This is a genomic window from Planktothrix tepida PCC 9214 (assembly GCF_900009145.1).
In the GTDB taxonomy this organism is placed as follows: domain Bacteria; phylum Cyanobacteriota; class Cyanobacteriia; order Cyanobacteriales; family Microcoleaceae; genus Planktothrix; species Planktothrix tepida.
Map to the genome: position 1 here is coordinate 111,867 of NZ_LN889802.1, position 19,745 is coordinate 131,611.

The window sequence follows — 19,745 nt, forward strand, 5'->3', positions numbered from 1 at the left end:
CAGGCTATGCCTGGGGGCTATAGGGGTGTCCCCAGTTTTTCCATTGTTAAAATAGGTGAGCGTTTGATTCTTTTATCCATAAAGTTTTTTATTTTAATAAAATGAAAATATTTCTCAAAAAATTATACTTAAAATGGAAATTTTTCTGGGTCAATTTAATTTATTTAACCTACACCCCTCAAGCTATCTTATATTCTTATAAACGCGATCGCGCTGACCGCAATATTTCCCCACTACAACCTCACTCCTCAGAAACGGGAGATACACCAGGGAAATTATTAAGAGCAGCAAACACAGAAACAGGCACAATATTTTATTTTGAGAAAGCAGAATTAGAACTAACCTTTTTAACCGATGATTTTGTCAGAATTACCTGGAAACCGACTATTCTACCTTATCCTTATGGTATTGAACGTCACGACTGGGAAATCCTAGAACCAATTTTAAATCAAGTCGAAAATACTTGGACTGTTACCTCTCCAAACGCAACATTAACGATCCAGGTTCAAGATGAAGGTCATCTTAAATTTTTCGATCATCAACACCAATTAATCCGCGAAGAATACCCTCCAGAAAAGTTAAATGAACAATGGATACATCGAGCTAATTTACGACCTGAAGAACATATTTATGGGTTAGGAGAACGTTCATTTCCCTTAAATTTACGATTAGCAAAAGAAATCAATGAAAAAGGGGAACCCACCGCAGAACCGAAAAAATTTAGAATGTGGAATTTTGATGCAGCCGGACAATATAGTCCGGGTTCTGACCCCATGTATTTGTGTATTCCCCTCTATTTAGGATTACATGAACAAGGGAGTTATTTAATTTTTTATGAAAATCCTCATGAAGCAATTTTTCAATTTTCAGACACAGCAACAGCTAATTTTAGTGGCGGTGCATTGCGATACTATTTCACCCTAGGTTCTCTCCCTAAATTAATAGAAAATTACACCGAATTAACCGGACATTCTCCCCTTCCTCCCTGTTGGGCATTAGGCTATCATCATTCTCGTTGGGGGTTTGGAACTGAAACCCAAGTCAGAGAAACCTATCGTAATTTTGAAAAAAATGATTTACCTTTAAGTGCCATTCATCTTGATATTGATGTCATGGTAGATTATCAAGCTTTTACGATTGATCCCAAACGATTTCCTGACTTAAAACGGTTTATTCAAGAACTCGAAGTTCATGGCGTTAAATTTATTAGTATTCTCAACCCTGGAATTAAATATACTCGCCATAATCAAATGTTTTTACAAGGGCAAATTCTTCATGCTTTTTGTAAATATCCCAACGGTGAATTAGTCGTCGCCCCGGTATGGCCAGGATGGACAGTTTTTCCTGATTTTACCCATCCAATGGTACGCCGTTGGTGGACACGACAATATTTATATTTATTAGAAGTTGGAGTTGGAGGGTTTTGGCATGATATGAACGAACCTGCGGCTTTTATTGCGTGGGGAGATCGTTCATTACCTAAAGTAACTCGCCATTTTGTTGAAGGTCGAGGCGGAGATCATCGAGAAATTCATAACGTTTATGGAATGTTACAATCCTCCGCCGCTTTTGAAAGTTTATGTCAATCTCGACCCCATCATCGCCCTTTTATTGTATCTCGTGCAGGGTGGGCAGGTTTACAACGTTATGCGTGGGTTTGGACGGGGGATATTGAGTCGAGTTGGGCGGCTTTACGTCAAACCATTTCAACAGTTATTGGGTTAGGATTATCGGGTATTCCCTATAGTGGTTCAGACACCGGAGGTTTTCAAGGAAACCCTAGCGCAGAATTGTATTTACGTTGGTTTCAAATGTCAACTTTTATGATGTTTTATCGCACCCATTCTTCTAATAACGTCGAACATCGAACCCCTTGGATATATGGAGAACCAACGTTAAGTATTTTACGCGAATTCTTGAAATTACGTTATCGATTAATTCCCTATATTTATACCTTAACTTGGGAAACTCATCAACAAGGATATCCCCCAGTGCGTCCCATATTTTGGCTTGATCCAACGGATAGTAATTTATGGGATATTGATGATGCGTTTTTATTGGGAAATGCTTTAATGATCTGTCCGATTTATGAACCCGGAATGCGATCACGCAATGTCTATTTACCCGAAGGAGAATGGTATCATTTTTGGGATGATCAGAAATTAACAGGTTCCCAAACTGTTGAATTTGATGCTCCCTTAGAACAAATTCCTTTATTAATAAAAGCCGGAAGTATTATCCCAATGGAAGAGGAAAAAACCTTAATCTTACATCTCTATCCCACCCGTGAAAGAAACGCTCAAGGACTATTATATAGTGATGCAGGAGATGGATATGAAACCTCAAGAATTGATCAATTTCAACTTCAACCCAGTTTCACCTCAGCAACAACCAATCAACTGCTTCCTAACTTACTAGCAGCAACTGAGTCAGATCCTATTGATTCTTCAGGAGATGGGATGAAGGAAAACGGAAATTCAATGACATTGACCTGGGAACAACAAGGAGATTATGCTTTTTCATATCAGCAAATTCAGTTACAATTACATGGCTTTAATTTACAAAAAGCCTGGATTGATGAGGTTGAAGTTAGTTGTGAAAATAATAGTATAATTTGCGATCGCCGCTTTCAACAAGCTCGTTTTATTGCTCTTATTTCATAACTATTTCGAGTTTCAGTAATGCGAGTGTCCTCACTCGCCAGAAAATAGTCAGGACTTACGCTTCATCAGGTAAATAATCAACCCTCAAAACATCATCTAATAAAGTGTTAATTGATTCCGATGTTTTTGGGATAATTGAGAATTCATAATTTTACCTTGGGGTTAACAGGGAATGTTCTTAAACCAATTTATCAAGATGTGATTTTACAACTCTGTGCATAATATTTGCTCAACTTTATTTTTAACTCTAGTATACTAAGTTGTTTCCCCTCCCCTTAAATATGATAAAATTAAAATAATATTGTAGGGTGTGTAAGCGCAGCGCACGCACCATTTCCCCAGTTGCGATCGCTCACAATTAACCCAAAATCAAAAAGTCCAGGGCTGTTTCATTCTAAAAAAATTAGGTACACAAAAGGCAAAGATAATTGATATTGTCGGCTATCATTCTTTGAGTTGTTGNTCAACGGTCAAGACGCCTGTTCTGCTGTATAATCCTTAAATTGCATATCTTCAATGCAACTGTTGAATACAAAAGAGGTTCTTAATAGAAGCCTCTGGTTTTTTCGGGAGTTAAGTTAAAGCAATACTCGCGTTATTTTCTTGATGTTAAATTTTAGGTTTTCAGGAAAAATCCATGTTAATATAATTAACTTTTTAATAATTTTGGATATTTTGTATTGTAGATTACAATTCACAGTTTAGAATTCCTTTAGTATACAAAGCCTGAATGGGAAATTGTTCATACCATATCTTGATCGAATCGTAGTTAATGGGTCATTTTTAAGCTTTTTTATCTACGGTTCGATGGGGGAAGTTAACCGATATATTATTGGCTAACAGGGTAAAGAAAATGACCTATTCTTCATCCATTTTTTTAAGTTAAATACCTAAATAGTCATCGTGAAAAAAAGATTAGGTAGACGCAAATTCTTAGTGTATGGTTCGGCAGCCTTTGGAAGTGCCTTTTTCCTCAAAGGTTGTGCTAACTCTGCTGTCAATACCACCAGCCCAACAACAGCAAATACTCCCAATCCAACCGCTACAACTGCAAGTACCAGCACAGGAAGTGGCGATACCATTAAAGTTGGAATTCTTCACTCTTTGAGTGGAACAATGGCAATTAGTGAAACCACCGTTGTTGAAGCCGAAAAATTAGCAATTAAAGAAATTAATGCCAATGGTGGGGTACTCGGTAAACAAATTGAAGCCGTAATTGAAGATGGGGCTTCTGACTGGCCGACCTTCGCCGAAAAAGCCCAAAAATTGATCGATCAAGATAAAGTTGTGACGGTGTTTGGATGCTGGACATCAGCTAGTCGTAAAGCGGTAAAAGATGTCTTTGAATCCAAAAACCATATGTTATGGTATCCGGTGCAATACGAAGGTCAAGAATGTTCTAAAAACATTTTTTATACAGGTGCCGCCCCAAACCAACAAATTGAACCTGCTGTTCAATGGTTATTTGATAATAAAGGGAAAGAATTTTTCTTAGTCGGATCAGACTATGTGTTTCCTCGCACTGCAAACACCATTATTAAAGAACAATTAGCAGCCATTGGTGGAACAACTGTTGGCGAAGATTACTTACCGTTAGGCAATACGGAAGTTACCCCCATTATTACCAAAATTAAACAAGCTTTACCCAACGGAGGCGTAATTTTTAATAGCCTCAATGGGGATAGTAATGTGGCGTTCTTCAAACAATTACAGGGTGCAGGGATGACTCCTGAGCAGTATCCTGTAATGTCGGTGAGTATTGCGGAAGAAGAAGTGCGACAAATTGGTAAAGAATTCCTTTTAGGTCACTATGCAGCTTGGAATTATTTCCAAACCGTTGATACTCCTGCTAATAAAAAATGGGTAGAAGCTTTTAAAGCGGAATATGGACAAGATCGAGTCACAAATGACCCCATGGAAGCCGCTTATATTATGGTGTATTTGTGGAAACAAGCGGTCGAAAAAGCGGGAACGGCTGATGATTTAGAAAAAGTTAGATTAGCGGCTGTTGGTCAAAGTATGGATGCTCCAGAAGGTCAAGTCACGATGTTCCCGAACCATCATATTTCTAAAACTGTGCGAATTGGACAGGTTAGAGATGATGGATTATTTAATATTGTTTGGGCAACAGAAGGCCCTGTTGATCCCGTTCCCTGGAACCAATTTGTGCCAGCAACAAAAGGCTTTGGTTGTGACTGGACAGATCCCAAAAAAGGCGAAAAATATAAACTTGACGGGACATAATTAATCCTAGATTAGATCCCCCGAAATCCCCCTGAAAAAGGGGGACTTTGACTTTCTAATTTTTCCCTATTCCCTGCTACAATTTACAGATTTTCCTAAAAAATGCAAGACCTATTCATTGCCATCTTTAATGGAATTAGCATCGGTTCGGTGTTGTTAATGGCAGCATTAGGACTCGCTATTGTTTTTGGACTTATGGGTGTGATTAACCTCGCCCATGGGGAACTGATTATGTTAGGTGCCTATACAACGTTTGTCGTTCAAAATATCTTCAAACCGTTAGGCGAACCTTTATTTAGTACCTATATTATTTTTGCGATTCCCATTGCCTTTATTGTCACGGCTTTAGCAGGATTAGCCTTAGAACGAGGTGTGATTCGGTTTCTTTATGGAAGACCTTTAGAAACTTTATTAGCCACTTGGGGTGTGAGTTTAATTTTGCAACAATTGGTTCGGAGTATCAGTACCACATTTCTGATGGGGATTATTATCTTTTGTCTGCTATTTTTTGGAGGATTATGGGTACTGCGTCGTCAGACTAATTGGCAGAAAATTCAACAGTGGGCGATTTCTGTTTTGTTTTTATTATCATCAGGAATAGCCTTAACAGTCGGATTAGTTATTGGACAAAGCCAAAAAGCTTTAGCGAAACCTTGGTTTAGTGCCAGAAACGTCGATGTAACTGCTCCACCTTGGCTGCGAGGAGGCTTAGAATTAGGAACATTTCAAATCCCCTATTCCCGTGTTTTTATTATTGTTTTAACGATTCTTTGTTTAATCGGAATTAATTGGTTTTTCAACCAATCTAATTGGGGGTTAAGAATTCGCGCTGTCACTCAAAATCGTACCATGAGCGCTTGTTTAGGCATTCCCACAAGCACCGTTGATGCGCTGACTTTTTCCATTGGTTCAGGACTTGCTGGAATTGCTGGATGTGCGATTACATTATTAGGATCAGTTGGCCCTAATACGGGACAAAATTATATTGTGGATACCTTCATGGTTGTCGTTGTTGGAGGAGTCGGAAATCTTTTAGGAGCCGTAATTGCCGCCTTTGCTATTGGTGTCAGCAGTTATTTAATTGGTTCAGGAACCTTAGCCTTATTATTAACTAACATCAATGCTGCGCCATTCTTCGTTGATTTCTTTAATTTTTTTGCAACAACCAGTATGGCAAAAGTCTTGGTGTTCGTGTTAATTATTGCCTTTTTACAAGTCAAACCATCAGGAATTTTTCCACAGAAAGGGAGAACGGCTGAACTATGAAGGATGAGATTAGCATTCTAGCAAAAACTAAAAAACAGAAACGTCAAAAACTGCTGATTGAAGGGGCAGTAATTATTGGATTTAGTTTATTTTTTGCGATTCTGATGCCCTTGATTTTACCGATTTTTCGGTTACAACTATTGGGTCGATTTCTGGCATTATCAATTGCTGCATTAGGCATTGATTTAATTTGGGGATATACGGGATTATTGAGTTTAGGACATGGCATCTTTTTTGCTTTAGGGGGTTATGCCCTAGCCATGTATATTAAATTGCAACTTCCCCCTGGAGAAATTCCCGAATTTTTTACCCTCTATGGTGTGAATGATTTACCCGGTTTATGGAAACCATTTTATTCCTTTCCCTTTACCCTGTTTGCGGTTATTGTGATTCCGGGTATTGTTGCTGGATTATTAGGGTATTTAGTCTTTAGAAACCGGATTAAAGGCGTATACTTTTCGATTATTACCCAAGCCGCGTTAATCGTTTTCTTTAACTTCTTTAACGGTCAACAACAACTAATTAACGGAACTAACGGATTAAAAACAGAAACCGATAAAATCTTCGGATTTGTGGTTGGTTCTCCTCCAGTTCAGTTAGCGTTTTATGAAATTACCATTCTGTTTTTAATTGCCATCTATTTAATTTGTCGTTGGTTAACCAGTGGACGGTTTGGTAATTTATTAATTGCCATTCGAGATGATGAATTTCGCCTGAGATTTTCCGGTTATAATCCCACTTGGTTTAAGGTTTTAGTCTTTTCCATTTCAGGAGCTTTTGCTGGAATTGCAGGGGCATTATATACTGTCCAAACCGGAATTATTACCCCAAATGCCATGGATGTTGCCTTTTCAATTGAAATGGTGATTTGGGTCGCCGTGGGCGGTCGAGGAACCTTGGTTGGGGCAATTTTAGGAACCTTATTAGTTCGGTTAGGAAGAACTGTATTGAGTGAACAATTTCCCGAAGTTTGGCTGTTTTTCCAAGGAGCATTATTCCTAATTGTGGTGACAGTATTACCCGATGGAATTGTGGGATGGATGCGAACCGTTGGATTTGATAAAATTCGGTCTTTATTCGGGTTTCCCAAAGTCGTTATTACCTATCCCAGTTTAGAAGAAGACCCGGAAACCGAGTTAGAACGAGAAGAATTTGAACATAACATAACCAAAGATTAAAACCATGACTGCTAAAATTTTAGAGATTAACGATGTCACCGTCAGTTTTGATGGATTTAAAGCTCTCAATCATCTAACTTTTAGTATGGATGTGGGGGAATTACGAGTAATTATTGGCCCCAATGGAGCTGGAAAAACGACGTTTTTAGATGTGATTACGGGCAAAGTTCAACCCACCGAAGGACAGGTAATTTTTAAAGGGCGTAATCTTAGAAAAATGCCCGAATATCAAATTGCTTGTTTTGGCATCGGGCGAAAATTCCAAACCCCTAGAATTTATCTGAATTTAACGGTTAGACATAATTTAGATTTAGCGTGTAACCGCAATAAAAATGTATTTCCTACCTTATTTCAACGCACAACTGGGGGAGAAATTAGAACCGTTGCGGGACTGTTAGAAACCGTTGGATTAATTGCTAAAGCTGATTTTCCCGCCGCCTTATTATCTCATGGGGAAAAACAACGGTTAGAAATCGGAATGTTAGTGGCACAATCTCCTGATTTATTATTAGTTGATGAACCGGTAGCGGGTCTGACCGATGAAGAAACGGAAAATGTCGGCAATTTGTTATTAGCGTTAGCCGAAAGTCACTCTATTATTGTGATAGAACATGATATGGAATTTGTCCGACAAATTGCTCGAACAGTAACGGTTTTGCATCAAGGTTCGGTATTGTGTCAAGGGGATATGGATGAAGTTCAAAATGACCCCCGTGTGATTGAAGTTTATTTAGGAAAACAAGAGGAAGAATAAACAGTTTAATCATACCCTGAACACGCAGTTTGGGCATAGGGGCTATCCTGAGTGAATTAGTGCTGGCGGGGTGACAAACCCGTCAGGTTGAAATAGTTTATAATGCTAATCAAGATTTATTTTTTACCCACTAACCAATAAGTGGTCATTTCTCCTTTCCCTTTAATTGAAATTTTACCCCGTTTTTCAAAATTATATTGATCTTTAATTCGTTCATAAGTGGCTTCTGTGACTTGAATACGTCCCGGTTCCCCGGAAGATTCCATCCGAGAAGCAATATTAACCGCATCTCCCCATAAATCATAAATAAACTTTTTAATTCCAATCACACCTGCGACGACAGAACCCGTATTAATTCCGATTCTAATTTGAAATTGAGATCCGATATTAAATCGTTCTAAAGGCGCTTGAAATTGAGACATAGCAGCTTGCATTCCTAACGCCATATTTGCGATCGCTTCTGCGTGATTGGGTTTGGGTAAGGGTAAACCACCGACCACCATATAAGCATCCCCAATGGTTTTAATTTTTTCTAATCCATTCTGTTCGGCTAAATTATCAAAAATGGAAAACATTTCATTGAGAACACCGACTAATTCTATGGGAGGAACTTTAGAAGAAAGTGGCGTAAATCCGACAATATCAGCAAATAATATCGTCACTTCTTCAATCGCAGATGCGATCGCTTTTGTATCTTGTTTGAGTTGTTCAGCAATGGCTTCGGGTAAAATATTTAATAATAATTGTTCTGAACGTTCTTTTTCTAACCTTAAATCTGCGGTACGTTCTTCAACTCGTTGTTCGAGTTCTGCATTCGTTTTTTCTAATTCATGAAAAGACGCTTTTAACTGTTGCGTCATTGTATTAAAAGAATGGGCTAAAATTCCTAATTCTTGAATGGATTCTACGGGAATGGTTTGATCGAGTTCTCCACTAGCGATCGCTTGACTGGCTTGACTGAGGCGTAAAATCGGGGTACTAATCCAACGGGCGGTATAAATTCCACATAAGGTGGCTACAAATAACGCCACTAAACATAATAAAATCGTGGTTTGAGTATTCGCATGAATTTCTGCCATAAAATCCGATTCAGGAACAACAACCACAATTAACCAATTAATTCCCCGTTTATCAGATAAAGGAGTGACTTGTAAATATTGTTGTTTACCATTGATCTCAAAAGTAAGTTGAGTTGACTGTTGAATCTGATCTAAATTACCAAAATGTTCTACTAAATAACGAGAGGTGGCTTGGGTTAAAGGATTACTACTTTTAACGGCTTTGATCCGTTCTGTTTCCTCTTTTTTAGCATTAACAATAAAGGTTTCTTCTAAAGTGGATGTCGCGACTAAATAGCCGTTTTTTTCCATAACAAAGGTTTGTCCGGTTTTGCCAATTTTTAAACTATTGAGAAACTGACTAATGCGTTCTAATGTTAAATCGGTACTCGCTACCCCTAATAGCTGTTTTTTTTGATTATAAATGGGTTGGTTAGCTGAAATCACGAGAACTCTGGAACCAAAATAGGCATAAATTTCACTCCAAACGGGTTTTCCAGCTTTCACCCCCGCTTTATACCAAGGACGAACTCTCGGATCGTAATTCTCTCGAACACTTAATAATTGACTGCGATCGCCTTGATTATTGGTTAACCATTTTTCAAATTTTCCTGATGTTCTTTGATCAACAATATCAAATTCGATTGTGCCATCATCGTTACGATTTGCCCCAATATAATAGCCATTTTGCAATCCAACACCAATATAACTTGCGGTTTGAAATTGTTGTAACTGATTCCAAAGATACCGTTCCATCTGGGACGTATTATTGAGGTTAATTAATCCCATTTTTAAGGTATCAACATTAATTTGATTAACAATATGGGGAGTTTCTAAATAGGTGTGAAGTTCCTGTTGAATACGATTACTTAATTCAATTCTTAATTGAGTTGCTAAATCATTAACGGCGATGGAACCATTGCGAAAGGATAACCATCCGGTTAATCCGACCGAGGCAAAAATTTGTAACAGGAAAGGAACGACAAAAACAATCCGCAGGGATAGTTTAGGTGCGTTTTGATTTGATCCAAATAGACGAGATAGAGATGCCATTTTGATACTCCCTGGTTCCATAATCTGGATTCGCACCTAATCCCTGCCAGAACAGGAATAAGTTCTCTATCAAAAGATAGAATTTAATCGAAATCAAACTGTTGTTGACTTTATCTTAACGAATAATTTTAAGGTTGAGCTTATGATTGAACTTGGGATGTTAATTTTTCGCCAACTTTGGGTTCTGTTCCTTTGAGAATCCGATCAATATTACTGCGATGTCGCCAGATGACATAAACTCCCCCAGCGATCGCAAATATTTGATAAGGTAAAGGTTCTCCTGTAACAATCATTAAAATTCCAATCCCAATTGCACCTGCTATCGAACTCAAGGAAACAATTCGAGAAATCGCTAAAACTAAGGCAAAAATTCCTAATGTGGCTAAAGCTAATTTCCAATCTAAGGCGAATAAAATCCCCAAGCTAGAAGCAACAGATTTTCCTCCTCTCCATCCAATCCAAATGGATTTTGTATGACCAATAATAACAATTAATCCCGCCAAAATTGCTATCCAATATTGCAATTGATCCAGATTTTGAATTCCCGCCGTTTGAGCGAGTTCAGAGGTTAAGGAAAGGGAATAAACCCAAAACACCAGAACAACTGCTAATGTTCCTTTTAAAATATCAATCAGTAACACTAACAATGCTGGGAGTTTTCCCAAGGTTCTGAGGATATTGGTAGCCCCTGTAGAACCGGAACCCTCAGCCAGAATATCAACTCCATAAAACCAACGTCCAATTGCATATCCCGTTGGCATAGAACCCAGGAAATAGGCTGTTACTAATAATCCTGTATTAATTAATAACCATTCAATCATGTTTAAATTCCATTATTTTATAGAACAGGGAACAAACAACAGTTAACTGATAACTAATAACTGATGATGCGGATACTTGATAACTGATTAACAGGCAAGATGCCTGTTCCACATATTGGATTTAAAATCTTTCAATGGGTTGTTGTTGTAGGGTTTGGGGATCGGGAGCGAAGGCTAACCACAGGGGAAATTGAAGTAAAGATAGACTAATTTTGTCTTCCATATCATCAATAATAATCAAGGGTAATCGTCCTTCTTTGACTAGACGTTCGGCTTTTTGAGATAAGACTTCTGGCTCTTCAAATAATACAATTCCCTGTTCTGGCCCAAAATCTCGGCGATCAATTCCTAAACAATCTTGTAATCCCCGTCGCCATTCTCCTAAACGTTCAGGAGTATTGGCTAAAACCAAGGTTCTTAAACGGTTTCCATAGAGATTTCTGAGAACGGAAATCGTCGCAGAAGCAATCAAAATATTTTGTAAACGACTCCCCATCGTCCGTAACGCACCCCGTCCTCCTTGGGTAAAGAACCAATTAGAGACCCGTTTGGCGTGGATGGGTTCAAAGGTACGCCGCAATTGCCAAGGAGCACCGTAATAATCGGGAGAATTGCGATATTGATCGAGGAGTTGGCGAATTCTCTTGGTTTGTTCCTGAAATCCCTGTTCAGAAAATTGGGGAATAAGGGTACTTTGGGAGTTGTCTCCATTCTCTATCCGGGACGGTTGAGGTGCTTGAGGGGGGGGAGCAATTTCTCGCAGGGGCGGTTGGGGAGGAGTTTCAGGTAAAAGTTCTAATTGTTCAGTCGTGGCGACTAAATCTTGTAAACTTCCAACTAAATAATCTTTAAATCCTTGCACACGGATGGCGAGTTCTTGGGAAACTCCGGCGAAGGAAGTCCGCATTTCTTTTTGAATGCGATCGCGGCGACGTTCTAGTTTTTCAACTTCAATTTGTAAGGTTTGTTTACGTTGTTCTAACTGCTCTAACGCTGAGGAGATTAATTTCCCCATCGACTGAGTTAAGGCCAATTGTTCTTGCTGCATTTTGGCGTTAGTCGCCTGTAATTGAGCAATTTTTTGCTGAAGTTCTTGTTCTTGACGCTGTAACGTACTTACCCGTTGACCTAACTGAGTGGTTACTTCTTCTATGGGTTCGGACATTAGGCGTTCAGACAGGGTGGGCATTGTTGAGGGTGTTGATACAGGTTCGGGAGTTTGCGGTTCATTAGACTCCCAAGGGTCAGCAATGGCTAGACGATTCATATTGCTAGGGTTCCCTCCGGTTTCTGAATTAGAGGGAACAGACGGTTCTGTGAAGGAAGAAGCATCGCCTTTTTGGGGGTCGTTTTGATCTCGGATTTGATTTTCTTCTGAATTCATGAAATTGACAGTCCCGGTCTAAACACAAAGGGATGTGCTGAGTGAAAGTATAGCGTTAATCTGTTCGGTTATTCGGGTGTTTAGACAGGTTTTTTACCCTCACCTGTTAGAGCGATTGTAGCATTACAGAAGCCTCTGAGGTGAGTCATTGAATCACCTGAAGTCATCTGTCGTTCATCAAGGGTACATTTTAAATTGATAAAAAACGACGGATAGAAGGGTGATGGACAGAATATTGTCCGACCGTTAGATGGGATCAGCTTACCGTTTTAAAAAGGTTCCTAAACGACTGCGAGATTGAGGTAAAACTAAAGCTAATGCCACTAATATTGCGGTAACTAAATTCAAATCTTGGGCTTGAAATCCTAAAAAATCTGCATTTAAGGCTAAAGCAACGGCTATTCGATAAACGACTGATCCTAATATTGCTCCTAATGTGGCTTTCATAACCGTTGTCGGCGCAATAAATGTTTCTCCAATAATCACCGCAGCTAATCCAAAAACAATCGTTCCTACCCCCATTGTGACATCGGCAAATCCATAAATTTGAGCAAATAATGCCCCTCCTAATGCTACTAAACCATTACTGATTGCCATTCCTAATAATATCATCCTTTCCGTTGTAATTCCTTGGGCTTTTGCCATCAAGGGATTAGCACCCGTTGCCCGCATAGCTAACCCAATTTCTGAATTGAGAAATTGATCTAATAGGATTTTAATTATAATGACAATTGCCAATAAAATTATCGGAATCACAAGCCATTGAGGGATTGAGTTAAACAGAGGTTGTAACGGGGTTAAAATTGTTGGTTGTCCTAATAACGCAATATTTGGTTTTCCCATAATTCTTAAGTTAATTGAATAGAGGGAAATCATCGTTAAAATACTGGCTAATAAATGCAGAATTTTTAACTGAACATTTAACCAAGCGGTAACTAACCCGGCTAACGCACCTGCTAGACAGGCGATGAAGGTTGCGATCGCTGGATTTACCCCCTGAAGGATTAAAGTTGCCACCACCGCACCCCCCAAGGGGAAACTGCCATCAACGGTTAAATCAGGAAATTCTAAGACTCGAAAGGACAAATACACCCCTAAACCAATTAAGGCATAGAGTAATCCCGTTTCAATTGCCCCAAATAATGCCACAATACTCATAGTTTATTGATGGTTGACGGTTGATTGTTGACTGTTGGCTGTTGGCTGTTGCCCACGCGAGATTGTCCACTGATAACTGATAACTGATAACTGATAACTGAAAATGGGTATAGAATTACGCAGCTACGTTTATTTAGATAATCTGCAACGGCAACACGCAGCTTATATTGGTACGGTGTCACTGGGGTTTTTACCCTTACCTGGGGATTCTTCCCTGTGGATTGAAGTATCACCGGGGATTGAAATTAACCGAATTACAGATGTGGCATTGAAAGCGACGTCTGTACGTCCGGGGGTGTTGTTTATTGAACGGCTTTATGGCCTTTTGGAAATACATTCTAGCCGTCAAGGGGATACGGTGACGGCCGGACGGGCAATTTTGGACTTTTTAGGTTTACGCGAAAGCGATCGCCTCAAACCTCAAATTATGACCAGTCAAATTATTCGCAATCTTGACCCCCATCAAGCTCAACTTATTAATCGTAACCGTCGAGGTCAGTTAATTTTAGGGGGTCAAAGTTTGTATATTTTGGAAGTTCAACCCGCCGCTTATGCCGCTTTAGCCGCCAATGAAGCGGAAAAAGCCGCGTTAATTAATATTCTGCAAGTGACGGCTGTGGGAAGTTTTGGACGGTTGTATTTAGGAGGAGAAGAACGAGATATTATCGCCGGATCAAAAGCGGCTTTAGAAGCCATTGAAAATGTATCAGGGCGAGAATACGGAGGTAGTTTTAATCCTGAATAAAGCTGATTTAATCAAAGCTAATTCAAGGGCTGATGTTCTGATTAAAAACTGCCCTGGATATTTCAGTTATCCCCTGAATTAATATTTTTATTATTGAGATAAAGGAGTTACTCTGAGTGGCAAATATAGCTTAGATTAATATTCCCTTTGATTTGAGCACTTGTCTGTACCGTGATGTTTGATCAAACCTTCACCACGGGAACAAACTCCTCTAATTGTACTTGTAAGTTATCCACGAGCATTAAATGATACCTTTCAGTCTCTTTCAACTTTTGGAAAACATAACTCGCAAAATCATCAGACCACTTTTTTCTCTCAAATTCATTGGAGATATTTAGGGCTCTGATTGATAGATTATAAGGGTATTCTTCAAATTTAATATCTCGATCATTTTCAAAATCATGCTTTCCTATAGTAAGAGTGATTGTTGAGTTACGAAACTCATACCAGTTGTCAGTCCCATCAGAAAAAATATCGAATTTTAAATCCAATATCAACTCTAATTCTTTGATTAAATATTCTATTTTCTGGGGAAAGTTTACAAAAATATCTAGTGTGCGAGACATAAAAACCTCCTTTATTGAAACTCAGTAAAAGTGATATCATAGCGATCGCCAATAATTCGGACGCAATCGATTTTTCCGCGTGTAATATTTTTCGCCCTCTCCAAACCTCGTTCTGCCTCAGACTCTATCAACCCAGATGTCCTAGCATCTATAATTATATCTCTAGCTTGTCCCCCTCGTCTAATTGAGTTGTTGATCTGATTTTTTACTGTTGCGCTTGTAGCACCAAAATCCAGACTTTTAAATTCAGTGGGTTTTCCATCTACCTCAGCATCGGGATTTCTACCTCCATCAGTTTTTTCTGCTAAGGCTTTAACATTTTTTCCCTCTCTTTCGAGAAATTCTGCGATCGCTTTTTCTTTTGCACCAAAAGCTCTTTCTGATTCATCAATACTGCCACTCTTAGCCGAATTTTGCTTCATTTGTGGTGCTTTTCTTTTATTAGTAGTATTCGCATATCTTATAGTGCATATATACCCGGTTCAGCGTCATTCCCAGGGATAATTTCCTGGCTGCTTTTCACGCCTTTACTTTCGCACAGATCGGCAAAAGATTCTAAACTTTCTAATCTGGCTGAAAGTTCGCTCAAACTATCTAAATATTCAGCTACTGCAATTTGGCGATGAGTCCAAGCTTGATCAAATTTAGGAATGAAAAATCAATAAATGGATTAATGAGTGAGTTGAGGTACGGCTCGATAGTTCCATTTGGGTAAATATTCATCAAAAACNTTTAGCTTCTTGATTTTTTCCTATTTCTAGGAGAAGATTGGCTTCTGTTGCGATGGCTACAGCCCAACCTTGAATAGAAACATCAGCATTAAGCATAATTTCAGCATCTAATTCTGGGGTAGCTTGTATGGCTTGATTACTGAGAAATAATCGCACTCTGGAAGCTGTTTTAATGGTCGATCTGGGTGATTCATCAGGAAAACGAGAGCGATCATCAAGTTCAGCTTTTAAAGCCGCAATTTCTTTAATTAGCATCGCTTGATGAAGATGGGAAATCGCTTTAGCGAGGCTTTTTTGTTTTTGGCGACTATCTTCTACTAATAAATACAGATAAGCTAATTGTCCAGAGATAATATCTAAACTATTGTCAACTTGATTTAAGCGCTGATCAAGATGATTAAAACCCGCGTTTAAGTTATTTTCAATCCGATTTAAGTCAGCTTCAACTCGGTTAAATCCTGCTTCCATTGACTGTTGAATGTGACCTAAAGTATTTTGAATTTGGTGCAGTTTATAGCCCATATAGGCAAAACCAGCAATACTCACACCAAGGTTTAAAACACTCGCGCCCGCAGCAATTTGAGTTAATCCCATTACTGAGGATAAAGTTTTTTCAATACCCATTAATTTATGATAGGTAAGCCCATGACCAATAATATCAACTCCTCCCAAGATGGGGGAAAAGGGAACTGTCATCAGTTTGCTAGTTAGTCCCGGCGTTTCGGCTAAATGGCGGACAATTTGACCCCCATTTGCAGTACCCGCAGCCCATCGAATTACGCTTCCATAGCGTGTCATTGAACCATCTAATAAACCCTTGATAATTTCGGGATTTTTAACTAAAAGAGTGGTATCAATTAACATTTTAATTGCTCCTGTTTAACGATTATAAACTCCAATATTTTCGTAGGCTTCCATTTGCAATCTAGGGGAGATTGTAAGATTAACTGATAAATCAGCTAATTTACGGAAAGCATCATATCTATCGAGTTGATTCACATTAGAATTGAACCCTTCATCAGCTTGGTTTAGCTCGATAGAGACTAGATAAATATCATATTCTGATTCTGCTCCTTTGGCGACTGAATAATCGCTAATATTAGCTTCGATCTTAGAATATTTATCTTCAGTCCCTACCCATAAATATTTCGTGATTTCATAAAGAGATTCTCCATCTTTAAAATCAATGCGTTCTTGTGCTTGGAGTGATTCAAGAAAACCAGCCTCTGCATGAGAAACTACTAAAACTAAAAACTGTTTAGTAATGGTTGGATTTGGAGAAGGAGGAAGCGTTTTATCTGAGGGATTTTGAACTGTAAAAGATGGATCATTACTCGATTTTATAGTTCCTTCTCTACGAGTTATTTGTTGTTCTTTATCTAGTTTATCTAGTTTATATATACAGTAACAAATTGCGGTGATAGCAAAGGCAATAAGGACAATAAATTTTATATTTTCATCCTTACCTTTTATTTTTATTACCTTCCAAAATTCTAAATCATATAACTTACTACGTTTAAACAAAAAATTGAATTTCCATTCTTCATCAAGATAATCTGTTAACTCTTTTACTTCATCTCGACAATAAATGTCCTTAATATAATTAGTTTCATCGTCGTTTAGATCGAGTTTTTTACACCAAATCTTGATAGCCTCAAATAAAGGATCGATATCCTCAAATAAACGATCGTGTGGGATACCTCGATATTTCTGATTTATTTGATCTGCGACTTTGTTTAATATTGTAACAAACATAATAGCATCTTAAATCCTAAAAGATAGATGGTTTAGGGTGGGAGCAATATGCTCCCTAAAATTATACAATAGCCGTCTTAAGATTGACGACTATCTTCTTTTAAATTTTCACAGACTGATGTTGCATGATCTTTTTTAATTTCAAAATCACGCCAGAACTGTTTTTCCTGCTCAAAGTTTTCCTCAATAGACATCTCCAAAATAGAAAAAAGGAGGGGTAAAAAGATGATAAAATTAAATTTTACCCCGGATTAGAGATGAGTAAATTAAGAGACTATCTGGACAAGAATCCCCAGCAAGCAAAAAGGCTATTAGGGATGGAATATGAACAGATGATAGAACTCATTCAAGCTGCGGAGTTATTAGAAGAAGAAAAACGACAGGAAAAAGAAAAAACTAAAATCAGGTTGATTAAAGCAGGTGGGGGTCGTCGGCAGAAATTATCTGTGGAGGAACAAATCTTACTGACTCTAATTTATCTGCATCAAATGCCGACATTTCAAATGTTAGGGTTACAGTTTGAAGTCAGTGAATCAACAGCGAATGATATTTTCCATAACTGGATAAAAATCTTGAGAGAATTACTACCAGCGAGTTTGCTAGAGCAAGTAAAAAAAAACGAGAGTGATTGGGAGTGGGTAGAAAAAATTCTGGTGGAATTTGAGTTAGTAGTAGATAGCTATGAACAGCCCAGGGAAAGACCAACAGACAATGAAGAGCAGAAAAAATATTACTCAGGAAAGAAAAAGACACATACCTTTAAAAATCAAGTCATTGTCATGCCAAATGGAAAAGAAATAGTGGATGTAGCTGTGGGTTATACCGGAGCAACAAGTGATCTGAAATTGTGGAGAGAAAGAAGCCAGGAATTGGGGAATAATCAAAAATACAGAGGGGATAAAGCTTATGTAGGAGAAACAGCAATTAATACACCGTATAAGAAACCGAGGAATCAAGAGATGTCGGCGGAAAAGCGAGAAGAAAATCGGTTAAAAGCCCAACAAAGGATTGTAGTTGAACATTTAATAAGACTGATAAAAATTTATCGAGTTGCTTCAGAAAGATTTCGGTTAAAGAGGCAAAATTATGAAGCAGTAATCTTGACAGTATGTGGATTAATAAGATGGCGAATAGGAGCGATTGTATTACCATCTAAGAATTGCCCAGAATTCTTTTGAGAAATAATTGTATATCAGAGATAAAATTCATTAGTTATTATTAATGTGACTGAAAAAGCCTATGAATCCGTTACTTTTGGAGAAGCCGGCACAGGAGTGCTAGAGATTCCAAAAGTAGCGATAGAGGGCATTTGGAGATTTTCGGAGATGTCTACTGAAGAATTCGATTAAAACAGTCTTCAAAAAGTGCTTTTAGGAATTTTGCTCGTGTCGCTTGATCAACTGTTGATGGTTCGTGAAGAGATCCTGAACCCCAAGCACATTGAGCATAATATAAAAGACGAGCATTAAAGGGTAGGACATCAGGAAGTTCTGGCAGTGATAAAACCTCTTTAATTTCCTCTCTTAACTTATCAATCCGCACTGGCAGAGGTAAATCATCCGCTCCTCGATTATCGACCCGATTTAAGATAAAAATCATCGAATCTGTGCGTCCCTGTAGAAATTCGACAACTTTTTTTAACTCTTCCAAAAGGCGTTTTGTGTGATCATCATCTACCTGCATATAGTCCAAAGCCACTAAACTAAAAGCTTTATTAACTTGCCCTTGAATCGTTGCTGAATTAGTCCGATCTTGAACTGATTTTAATCCAGGTAAATCAATTAATTCAACTCCTATTCCGTCGGGTAAACCTAGTAAGGAACTATTGCAAGCTGGTAAAATAGAAACCTGAGCAGTGATTTGGGGTGCAACATACTCTCGTTTTTTACGAGCATCATGATAGGAGTGCATAACAACGCTAATTCGCTGATATAAATCCTCATCATTTAATCCTGTCCATTCACCCGTATCCCAAACCGCATCCTCTGTTTTTTCAATGATTAATTTTTGTTCCTGAGAATGTTGGATTGTTAATACACCCCCACTCATTTCTCCAGCTTCAATCGGTGCAATTTTTCGACCAATCAGCGCGTTAACAATCGTTGATTTTCCAGAGGAAGTTGTACCCAGAGTCGCAATCCGAAAACTAGGATTTTTTAGCCGTTGGACAGCTTCTTGATAAACCCTTAAAAAATCTTGTAAGGAAGATTGAATCCCTGGATCATTAAAAACATCTGGGGACGAGTTGACTAAGTTAGAAACTGAGTTACCTAATTCTTGTAAAAGGTTGCGGGTGTTGTTTAACTTAGATTCAATATTGAGGTTATTCCGCATGGTCACTACCTGGGATGTTTGAAAGGTTACTCATG

At 38.4% G+C, this 19,745-nt stretch carries 15 protein-coding genes; 7 read left to right on the forward strand and 8 right to left on the reverse strand.

What is annotated here, in order from left to right:
• Window positions 1-101: 101 nt before the first annotated feature.
• The 5 genes from PL9214_RS14740 to urtD all read left to right on the forward strand — a co-directional run bounded on the left by PL9214_RS14740 (window position 102) and on the right by urtD (window position 8,105).
• Window positions 102-2,663, forward strand: a complete 2,562-nt coding sequence (locus PL9214_RS14740) for a glycoside hydrolase family 31 protein (protein ID WP_072719558.1) — start codon at window positions 102-104, stop codon at window positions 2,661-2,663.
• Window positions 2,664-3,566: 903 nt separating this feature from the next.
• Window positions 3,567-4,907, forward strand: a complete 1,341-nt coding sequence (gene urtA, locus PL9214_RS14745; RefSeq protein WP_186440366.1) for an urea ABC transporter substrate-binding protein — start codon at window positions 3,567-3,569, stop codon at window positions 4,905-4,907.
• A gap of 102 nt (window positions 4,908-5,009) precedes the next feature.
• Window positions 5,010-6,173, forward strand: a complete 1,164-nt coding sequence (locus PL9214_RS14750) for an ABC transporter permease subunit (RefSeq protein WP_072719560.1) — start codon at window positions 5,010-5,012, stop codon at window positions 6,171-6,173.
• Window positions 6,170-7,351: an urea ABC transporter permease subunit UrtC gene (urtC, locus tag PL9214_RS14755; RefSeq protein ID WP_072719561.1), complete on the forward strand. Its 1,182-nt coding sequence runs from the start codon at window positions 6,170-6,172 to the stop codon at window positions 7,349-7,351. Before PL9214_RS14750 ends, urtC begins: the two co-directional genes overlap by 4 nt.
• A 4-nt stretch (window positions 7,352-7,355) precedes the next feature.
• Window positions 7,356-8,105 carry an urea ABC transporter ATP-binding protein UrtD gene (gene urtD / locus PL9214_RS14760; protein ID WP_072719562.1) on the forward strand — a complete coding sequence of 250 codons (750 nt, stop codon included), beginning with the start codon at window positions 7,356-7,358 and terminating at the stop codon, window positions 8,103-8,105.
• A 116-nt stretch (window positions 8,106-8,221) separates the two neighbouring features.
• On the opposite strand, the gene PL9214_RS14765 is transcribed toward urtD, so the two are convergent.
• The 4 genes from PL9214_RS14765 to PL9214_RS14780 form a co-directional block, all read right to left on the reverse strand.
• The gene (locus PL9214_RS14765; RefSeq protein ID WP_072719563.1) at window positions 8,222-10,216 is read right to left on the reverse strand and encodes an adenylate/guanylate cyclase domain-containing protein; all 1,995 of its coding nucleotides are present in this window, start codon (window positions 10,214-10,216) and stop codon (window positions 8,222-8,224) included.
• A 140-nt stretch (window positions 10,217-10,356) separates the two neighbouring features.
• Window positions 10,357-11,037 carry a glycerol-3-phosphate 1-O-acyltransferase PlsY gene (gene plsY / locus PL9214_RS14770; RefSeq protein WP_072719564.1) on the reverse strand — a complete coding sequence of 227 codons (681 nt, stop codon included), beginning with the start codon at window positions 11,035-11,037 and terminating at the stop codon, window positions 10,357-10,359.
• A 121-nt stretch (window positions 11,038-11,158) separates the two neighbouring features.
• Window positions 11,159-12,202, reverse strand: coding sequence for a DUF3086 domain-containing protein (locus PL9214_RS14775; RefSeq protein ID WP_072720053.1), 1,044 nt, complete (start codon window positions 12,200-12,202; stop codon window positions 11,159-11,161).
• Window positions 12,203-12,682: 480 nt separating this feature from the next.
• Window positions 12,683-13,579 carry an ABC transporter permease gene (locus tag PL9214_RS14780; protein WP_072719565.1) on the reverse strand — a complete coding sequence of 299 codons (897 nt, stop codon included), beginning with the start codon at window positions 13,577-13,579 and terminating at the stop codon, window positions 12,683-12,685.
• A gap of 103 nt (window positions 13,580-13,682) precedes the next feature.
• On the opposite strand from PL9214_RS14780, the gene ccmP reads away from it, so the two are divergent.
• The gene (gene ccmP / locus PL9214_RS14785) at window positions 13,683-14,324 is read left to right on the forward strand and encodes a beta-carboxysome protein CcmP (protein ID WP_072719566.1); all 642 of its coding nucleotides are present in this window, start codon (window positions 13,683-13,685) and stop codon (window positions 14,322-14,324) included.
• Between the two features lie 182 nt (window positions 14,325-14,506).
• Here the strand turns inward: ccmP and PL9214_RS14790 are convergent, their stop codons facing one another.
• The 3 genes from PL9214_RS14790 to PL9214_RS14805 all read right to left on the reverse strand — a co-directional run bounded on the left by PL9214_RS14790 (window position 14,507) and on the right by PL9214_RS14805 (window position 17,376).
• Window positions 14,507-14,890, reverse strand: coding sequence for a hypothetical protein (locus tag PL9214_RS14790; protein WP_072719567.1), 384 nt, complete (start codon window positions 14,888-14,890; stop codon window positions 14,507-14,509).
• Window positions 14,891-14,901: 11 nt separating this feature from the next.
• Entirely contained in the window at window positions 14,902-15,312 is a 411-nt protein-coding gene (locus tag PL9214_RS14795; protein WP_186440367.1) for a CdiA C-terminal domain-containing protein, read from the reverse strand.
• Between the two features lie 1,188 nt (window positions 15,313-16,500).
• The gene (locus PL9214_RS14805) at window positions 16,501-17,376 is read right to left on the reverse strand and encodes a hypothetical protein (protein WP_083580037.1); all 876 of its coding nucleotides are present in this window, start codon (window positions 17,374-17,376) and stop codon (window positions 16,501-16,503) included.
• A 257-nt stretch (window positions 17,377-17,633) separates the two neighbouring features.
• Here PL9214_RS14805 and PL9214_RS14810 point away from each other — a divergent pair, with 257 nt between their 5' ends.
• The gene (locus tag PL9214_RS14810) at window positions 17,634-18,554 is read left to right on the forward strand and encodes an IS5/IS1182 family transposase (RefSeq protein ID WP_072717485.1); all 921 of its coding nucleotides are present in this window, start codon (window positions 17,634-17,636) and stop codon (window positions 18,552-18,554) included.
• A gap of 151 nt (window positions 18,555-18,705) precedes the next feature.
• On the opposite strand, the gene PL9214_RS14815 is transcribed toward PL9214_RS14810, so the two are convergent.
• Window positions 18,706-19,710, reverse strand: a complete 1,005-nt coding sequence (locus tag PL9214_RS14815; RefSeq protein WP_083580038.1) for a dynamin family protein — start codon at window positions 19,708-19,710, stop codon at window positions 18,706-18,708.
• Window positions 19,711-19,745: the final 35 nt, after the last annotated feature.

Excerpts from the sequence above, each read along its gene's own strand:
- PL9214_RS14815 (WP_083580038.1), bottom strand. The coding sequence starts at position 19,710 with ATGCGGAATAACCTCAATATTGAATCTAAGTTAAACAACACCCGCAAC.
- plsY (WP_072719564.1), bottom strand. The coding sequence starts at position 11,037 with ATGATTGAATGGTTATTAATTAATACAGGATTATTAGTAACAGCCTAT.
- PL9214_RS14795 (WP_186440367.1), bottom strand. The coding sequence starts at position 15,312 with ATGAAGCAAAATTCGGCTAAGAGTGGCAGTATTGATGAATCAGAAAGA.
- PL9214_RS14805 (WP_083580037.1), bottom strand. The coding sequence starts at position 17,376 with ATGTTTGTTACAATATTAAACAAAGTCGCAGATCAAATAAATCAGAAA.
- PL9214_RS14790 (WP_072719567.1), bottom strand. The coding sequence starts at position 14,890 with ATGTCTCGCACACTAGATATTTTTGTAAACTTTCCCCAGAAAATAGAA.
- PL9214_RS14740 (WP_072719558.1), top strand. The coding sequence starts at position 102 with ATGAAAATATTTCTCAAAAAATTATACTTAAAATGGAAATTTTTCTGG.
- ccmP (WP_072719566.1), top strand. The coding sequence starts at position 13,683 with ATGGGTATAGAATTACGCAGCTACGTTTATTTAGATAATCTGCAACGG.
- PL9214_RS14750 (WP_072719560.1), top strand. The coding sequence starts at position 5,010 with ATGCAAGACCTATTCATTGCCATCTTTAATGGAATTAGCATCGGTTCG.
- urtD (WP_072719562.1), top strand. The coding sequence starts at position 7,356 with ATGACTGCTAAAATTTTAGAGATTAACGATGTCACCGTCAGTTTTGAT.
- PL9214_RS14765 (WP_072719563.1), bottom strand. The coding sequence starts at position 10,216 with ATGGCATCTCTATCTCGTCTATTTGGATCAAATCAAAACGCACCTAAA.
- PL9214_RS14810 (WP_072717485.1), top strand. The coding sequence starts at position 17,634 with ATGAGTAAATTAAGAGACTATCTGGACAAGAATCCCCAGCAAGCAAAA.
- PL9214_RS14780 (WP_072719565.1), bottom strand. The coding sequence starts at position 13,579 with ATGAGTATTGTGGCATTATTTGGGGCAATTGAAACGGGATTACTCTAT.
- urtC (WP_072719561.1), top strand. The coding sequence starts at position 6,170 with ATGAAGGATGAGATTAGCATTCTAGCAAAAACTAAAAAACAGAAACGT.
- PL9214_RS14775 (WP_072720053.1), bottom strand. The coding sequence starts at position 12,202 with ATGTCCGAACCCATAGAAGAAGTAACCACTCAGTTAGGTCAACGGGTA.